Below are 7,038 nucleotides of genomic sequence, written 5' to 3' on the forward strand. Positions count from 1 at the left end.
GCCGTGTCCACGGCGACGTCCGCGGCCCCTCCCACCAGCTTGCCCGCCACCTTCAGTCCGAAGGATACGGCCAGATCCGTGACCTTGCCGGCGACGACGTTACCGTAGCCAACGCTCGCCGCCGTCACGGCGTCCTCGGCTCCGTCAATGCCGGCGCGCGCCCCCATCGCCGCGGTGATGCCGCCCTCCTTATCGCCGACGAGCGACTTGATCCCGTCTACGCCAGCCGTAACGAGCGAAATGCCGCCCTGATCGTCCATCACCGATCCGCCCTCGAGCGCCGTCACACCATTCTGGGCGCCCCGGAACGCTTGAGCGACGGCGAAGGTTGTTGCCATGCCAACCGCGACATTGCCCCCGGACGCCGCGGTGGCGATGATGCCCGCCGCGAGTTCGGCGCCGAACTCGAGGCCCTGCTCCATTTCATCAAAGGCCTGATCGCCCTGCTGGTCCTGGAGTTCCGTGCTACTTACGGTCTGACCGTAGTTCTGCAGGATTTTTTGCAGCGCGGTCTGCTCGGCCACATACTGAGCGCGAGAGAGCTGCCCGCCGCCGTATTTCTGCTGAACGGCCTGAAGTTGCGAGCGCACACCCTCCATGTAGGATAAGGCAGCCGAGTGGGTGCCGCCGCCGCCGAAGAAATTGGAGACCGCATCGTAGCCTTGTTCCACCAGCGGGCGCGTGGAGAGATACCCCTTCTGGTACCCGGAGATATCGTCATTCACCACGTCGAGCGCGTTGCCGACGTTGATCGCTCCCTTGAACAACAGATGTGTCTGGTCGAAAGTTTCGATATCCTGCTGCTGCTGCTGCTTATCCGCCGTCGTCTGCGGATCCTGCAGGTTCAGCGGCAGGCTCGCGATGTAGTTGGCTTGCGCCAGCGCACCCTGCGCCTGCTGCGCCGTCTGGGCGTCGAGAAAGAGCCCCTGCCCGTCAGCCGTCAGCGTCGCCTTCGCATTGGAAAGCGCCGTCGAATACGGATTCGACGGGTTCGCAACGGCGGGGCTGATGGCGCCCGGGCTCACGCCGTTCGCCAGCGCCAGTTTCACGAAACTCGGATTCGGATGAGTCCTGTTCCACTGAACATATTCTGCCGTCAGTTTGGTCACGGCCTGCTGATCGGCGGTAACGGCGAGGTGGTCCATCGTCACCACCAGCTGGGCTTCGTCATCGCTGGCCTGACTCGAGAACTGGTTGGCGACGCTTCCCGCGGCCACGGCGTCCGAATGGTCGTTCTGCGAGATCACATACGGCGAATCGGGACTCGTCGAACAGGCTGTCACCTTTTGCAATTCCGCCTTCGCGGCGGCATCGAGGTTCATGGCATAGAGCTGCCCATAGGCCGCGAGAAACTCAGCGGAGGCCGTGTTGGACTCCTGCTGGGCCAGCGCGAGCTGCTGCTGCGCCGTGGCAACCTGTCCGGCATAGGGATTGAGGGTGCCACCCGACGCCACAAAGGGATCGTGGATAGCGGCAGGGTGCGCGGCAGCCCACTTGACGTAGTTGGCTTCCGCCGTGTTGAGCGCGCTCGAGGCCGTCTGCACGCCCTGCTGGCCCTGCAGCTTTGTCACGTAGGTGGTGGTGAGATTGAAAGCGGGAGCGCTTTGCGCGGCGGCGCTGTTGGCTTTCGCCAAGGCGGCGCTAATTTTTGCCAGGGCACTCTGGGCGGCGCCATACTGGTCAACCAGCGTACCAACGCCCCGGTCGATCGGCAGCGCGTCCTGCGCCAGCGCGTCGATCTGCTTCTGGAGGGCGCCGACCTGCTTCGTGAGGGCGTCGAACTGGATCTGCAGGGCGCTCGCGCTGCTGCTCGCCGGCAGGTACGCCATCGCCGCCGTGGCGGCGTTCCATTGGGCGTTGAAGTCGGTCTCTTGCTGGGTGTAGTAATCGAAATTGGACTGCGCGGCGCCGGGTGTCATGTGGCCTGGCATCGTCAGGAGATCGCTTGCGGGCATGACATAGGTCTGACCCTTGTGCTGCACCGACACGGTGAGCGGCGATAGAGCCCCTTGCACCAGGCCTACGGCCTGCTGGGCGATATCGCCGTACGCCTTCGGGTCGGACGCGTAGAGCTGAAGCAAGGCGTAGCTGGCGTTGGCCTGGGCGTAGTCGGCATTGGTCTTCGCCACGGCGGCGTTCGCATTCAAAGTGGCCGTCAAGTATGCGAAATAGGCTTGCCGCTGCTGGCCCGACAGGCTCGCCAGCTGCGTCGGCGTCAGCGTGGCGCCCGGCTTCACGGACAGGCCCTTGGGCAGCAGCTTATTCAGATGGTCGAGCGACGTTCTCGATGTCGCCGCCGCCTTCGTCGCTGTCTGATTGTCGCTTTGCCCTTGCTGGGTGTAGGCGACGACGGTAGCCGCCGCCACCTTCGCCTTTGCGGCACGGAGATGTTGCTGAGCGACGGCGGTCTGCCGCAGCTCTCCCCTCAGCTGCGTCTCCAGCTGAAAGGCATGCTGCAGCATGGCCTTCAGCGACAGGCCGGCATTGCTGGTATAGGTATTCAGGATCGCCAGCTGCTGCTGCGTGGTGTGCTCGTTCGACGTGTCAGCATCGACCTGTTGCTGGGCCGCATGCTGATCCTGCTCTGCTTTCGTCAGGATCGGCATCATCGCCTTGACGACGGGGTTATCGACCGTGATGCCCGGCCCGGTCGGCCTATAGGCCGCCGCGCCGGTGACGATCGCTTTGCGCGCCTTCGTCACCTGAGGGGGAGCGGAAGGCGTGTGCGGCTTGGACGGCGACGCCGCATGCGTGACGACGGTGGTGATGACGAACGGCTCTCCGCCCAGGACCGCGCCGCGCGACCCGTATGACACGGTTGTGGAGTACGTCGTCGTGCTGGTACCTGACGACCCGCTCGTGGTGTGCGCTGTCGCGCTTGAGCTTGACGACGCGTTTGTGCCCGAAGACCCTTTTGTGCCGGATGGCGGGAGCGTCTGTCCCTCCTCCCCCGGCACCTCGTCCTTGGCGGACGCGACGACGTGGTCGTAGATCTCGGTGTCAACCCCGCTGTGCTGGAAGTAGCTGTCATACTGCCTGTCGAGCGCGGCGACCGCCGCCTCCCGATGACGTGCGGATGCCCAGGCGATCCGGTACTGGTTCGCAATAACAGCCCCGACGGCGGCCCAGTCGTCCAGAGCCGTGGTCTCGGCGGTGCTGTGGCCGGACAGGTAGTCGCCGGTTGCCTGCTTCGCGACAGTGACGTCCTGCTGCAATCCCGGAGCGCTTGTTCCAGTTTTGGGCGGTGGAGGAGGAGGTGGTGGTGGCGGCGCCGGCGGCCGAGGCGGCACGTAATATTCCAGAGTGCCATTGTTATTGTAGTAGACTGCAGGCATGCCATCTCCTGTGCCGTGCTACTGCGTCCAGCTCGCCAACGCGCGGCGGCCGCTTGATTTTACAAGGGTGTCATATGGCCTTTTCCGATTGAAGCGCCTTTTAAGTATCTGACGCGATTATTCTTCATTTGAAATTTTGAATTTAGAATTTTGCATTCTGCATTCATTCTCGGCGAACGTCAGAGTTGAGGATAGCCGCGTCGGGCGTTCCCGCAGCAAGCCAGCGGCGGAGAAACGCGGAGCAAATGCATTTTTTGGTTGTACTGGGTTTCCTCGCCCTTATGCGCCACCATTTTGCCACTGCAATGCTATTGCGCGGCCTTTTCTAAGCCACCACGAAAGTAGCTTCTTTACGGCGGAAATATTTAAGTCCAGTTCACAAGTGCGTTCAAGCGCATGTGTTTGGAGTAACATGTCCCCTCAACCAGCCATTCCCCGCAAATCACTTCACAACGAGCTGGTCACATTGCTGCGCGACATGATCATCCGGGGCGAGCTTCGTCCTGGAAGCCGGATCCCGGAGTCGCGCCTGTGTGACGTTTTCGGCGTATCGCGAACACCGCTGCGGGAGGCCCTCAAGGTTCTTTCCGTCGAGGGACTTGTTTGCCTTTTGCCCAACAGGGGCGCCCGGGTTGTCCATGTCACGCGCAAGGAGATCGAAGAAATCGTTCCCATTCTGGGAATGCTCGCGGCGCTTGCCGGAGAGTTCGCATGTGCAAACATCAAGGCCGACGAACTGGCGCGGATTCGGTGCATGCACGCGCAGATGCTTGAGCACTACCGCGCCGGTGACCAGGACTCCTACAGCGAGATCAATCGCGCCATCCACGATGCGATTTTCGAGATAGCCAGAAACAAGGCGCTCAGCGACACCTACAATATGGTCCAGACTCGGCTGCGCAGCATCCTGTTCGTCACGCCCAAGGTGCCACCGCAATGGGCTGACGCCGTCGCGGACCACGAAGAAATGATGATTGCACTCGAAGAGAAGGACGGGGCGCGGTTCGCGAAGGTTGCACGACGGCATCTCTGCCACAAGGCGGACGCGATGCGCATCGCTCTTGATACGCTTGCTGTCCGCACCGATGCCAAGCACAGCGGCACGCGCCTGGCTGTCGGTTAGGCGTGTCGGCCGTGATGCCGCTTGCAGCTCTGGCGGAGGACCATTTCCGGAGCGAGGGCGAAGGCACTGCTGATGGGAACGAGCGACTTCAATGTTCGGCTGTCAGGAAATGCCTGCAGCGACCAGCGCCCGGGCTACGGCTGGGAAAAGCTCGGCGTCGATCATGTCCCCTACCCTATGCTTTGCCGCAAGAGCGGCGACGAACTCCGCGTCATCGACGATGGGAATTCCGCGCTCCCGCAGCTCCGCAAGCATGGCCAAGCCGGCTTGGCCGTCCGCCTTGCACACGACGAACGGCACCGGCGTTTCGCCTGTCCGGTAGCGCAGGCCAACGACCTGATCTCCATGCATGATCGCGATGACCGCGCGCGAGATGCCGACGTTGCCAGTGCCAGCTGCGACCTGCAGCACGCGGCGCCGCCGGCGTTCGCGACGAAGGAGCGGATCGCCTTCGAGTTCCTTCCTTTCCCGCTTGTTCTCGGTGCGGGTCATGCGCATGTCGCGCAGGAAGAGCTGGCGCTGTATCAGGAGATCGAACAGGCCTACGGTGAGGAAAGCGACGGCCGCTGTGGCGACGAGCGGCTTCGCGGCCTCGACAACTTCCGCCGTGAGGCACCAGGCGCCGCAGACCGGGATCTCGAACAGCGACTGTATTGTGCCGCGCAGGATCACGACGAAAGCGGTGCACAACACCACGACCTTGACCGCGCTCTTGGCAAACTCGACGACATTGCGAACCGAGAAAATCCGCTTGAGCCCTTCCGCTGGATTGATACGTTCGAACTTGAGTTTTACCAGGTCGAACGAAAAGACCGGTCCCAGCGTGCCGGCGATGCCGGCAACGAGATCTCCGACAACGAGAATGGCGATCAGCGGCAGGCTAGCCAGCAGCAGCACCTCAAGGGACAGCCGCAGCGCCCGACTCGCAGCTTCGACGAATGGAAGGTCAACGAACTCAGGGATGATATCCATCAGTTCGACCAGACGATCCCCTAATGCGGGCCAAGCCAGCCAGAGATAAATCAACATGAGCGTGAGCGTGAAACCGGAAACGAGATCGCGGCTATGGGGCACCTGGCCCTTGCGACGCGCGTCGCGAAGCTTCTTCTGCGAAGCAGGAAGTGATTTCTCTTCGGATTCGTTGCTCATGACGGTGTTCTCCGCGGCGGCATCTCATGCGCATACGCTCGTGGCGAATCGTTGGTGCGGAAAACGCAGCATCAGTGCCGGATTGAGCGCGATCCTGCTGCTGGGTGGACTTGCCGGATGCGCGGGTGTGCCGGCTGTTCCCGTCTCGACCGCGGCTGACACCAGCGCCAATGACAAGTTCGATGAGCTCACCCGGATGGCCCGCGACGTGGAGACGAGCGGCAGCGAGGATACTGCCCTCGTGCTCTATCGCCAGGCCGTCACCATATCGGGCCGCTCGGCGGCGGCCTATGTGCAGCTTGGCGACGCCTGCCTGCGCGCCAGAAAGTTCACCGAGGCGATCGGCGCCTATCGTTCTGCGCTCGCGATCAATCCTGACGACGCCGAGGCGCAACTGGACCTCGGGACCGCGCTTACGCAACGCGGCGATCTCGTGAACGGGCTCGCCGCACTTGCGAAGGCAGCACCGCTCGTCAATACCGGTGCGGCCTACAATCGCCTTGGCGTCGCACAGACCATGGCGGGAAAGTTCGCAGAGGCGCAGGAGACCTTCGAAAAAGGGCTCGGAATTTCGCCCGGCGATATCGACATTACAACCAATCTCGCGCTTGCGGCTGCTCTCGCGGGGAACGCCGACAAAGCCGCGACCTTGACAGATCAGGTTGCGACATCCCCTGCCGCCCGCTCCGTCCATCGGCGCAATCTCGTCCTTGTACTTGGAATGATCGGAAGGAGTTCGCATGACGCGCGAGCCGTTGCACCGGAGGGACTTTCCCAATCAGAATTCAACATACTGTTCGGTCGGGCGGGCTCGATCCGCGGGATCATCGATCCCGTTGCGCGCGCCCACGCGCTGGGAACCATGCAAGGATGAAAGCGGAGGCTCGAACGCCCGCGGATGCCACCTTCATTGGGTCGCAGCCGGTGCGGCGGCCTCGCTCGAGGTCCCGGCCTGGGTCACAGCATGGATGGGCGGTCTGACGCCGCCGCCCAGGGCGCTCTGCTCCGGTCCGTAGATATATTTCTGCGCCGCCCGCGCCGAGGGAGAAGCCGGCGCCGGACCGAGTTTCCGTCCCTCAACGAGATCACGCTTCCGCTCGACCATGTTGAGCAAGTTGGCGTTGTTGGCGCATCCGGGCGGCAGCCGCGAGCCACCGAGCCCGGTATCGGTCGGATCCGGTGTCAGGCACGCCTCGGGAACCAACTCGGAATGAATGACCGAGCCGAAGCGATTCTGCGACTCGACCGGCACCCGCACATAGTATGGCGAATAATCGGGCGGGAGCGGCGCACAGGCCGGCAGAGCCGCGACTGCGAGCATCAAAGCCGTGCGGCGAAGGAGAACGCCAGACATGAACATATCCCTTTACATCACTTCAGGATGAGACCGGACGAGCGCTGCGGCGGTTCGCTGGCCGTGCGCAGCGGGGC

General features: G+C 62.9%; 5 protein-coding genes. 2 read left to right on the forward strand and 3 right to left on the reverse strand.

The features are described 5' to 3' along the window. Positions 1 to 3,215 (reverse strand): hypothetical protein (locus WCB02_RS39315; RefSeq protein ID WP_423967746.1); only part of this gene is annotated, 3,215 nt, incomplete at its 3' end. A 532-nt stretch (positions 3,216 to 3,747) separates the two neighbouring features. Between WCB02_RS39315 and WCB02_RS39320 the strand changes: the two genes are divergently transcribed. After that, a complete protein-coding gene (locus WCB02_RS39320) occupies positions 3,748 to 4,458 on the forward strand; it encodes a GntR family transcriptional regulator (protein WP_423967748.1) in 711 nt (236 codons plus the stop codon). Between the two features lie 102 nt (positions 4,459 to 4,560). Here WCB02_RS39320 and WCB02_RS39325 read toward each other — a convergent pair whose 3' ends face one another. Beyond that, complete coding sequence (locus tag WCB02_RS39325) at positions 4,561 to 5,607, reverse strand: EscU/YscU/HrcU family type III secretion system export apparatus switch protein (protein ID WP_423967750.1); 1,047 nt, start codon at positions 5,605 to 5,607, stop codon at positions 4,561 to 4,563. Between WCB02_RS39325 and WCB02_RS39330 the strand changes: the two genes are divergently transcribed. After that, positions 5,606 to 6,481, forward strand: a complete 876-nt coding sequence (locus WCB02_RS39330) for a tetratricopeptide repeat protein (protein WP_423967752.1) — start codon at positions 5,606 to 5,608, stop codon at positions 6,479 to 6,481. The two genes, WCB02_RS39325 and WCB02_RS39330, sit on opposite strands and share 2 nt — an antisense overlap. Positions 6,482 to 6,514: 33 nt before the next feature. On the opposite strand, the gene WCB02_RS39335 is transcribed toward WCB02_RS39330, so the two are convergent. Further along, entirely contained in the window at positions 6,515 to 6,961 is a 447-nt protein-coding gene (locus tag WCB02_RS39335; RefSeq protein WP_423967755.1) for a hypothetical protein, read from the reverse strand. Between the last annotated feature and the right edge of the window lie 77 nt (positions 6,962 to 7,038).

The organism is Bradyrhizobium sp. (assembly GCF_049581145.1).
GTDB lineage: Bacteria > Pseudomonadota > Alphaproteobacteria > Rhizobiales > Xanthobacteraceae > Bradyrhizobium.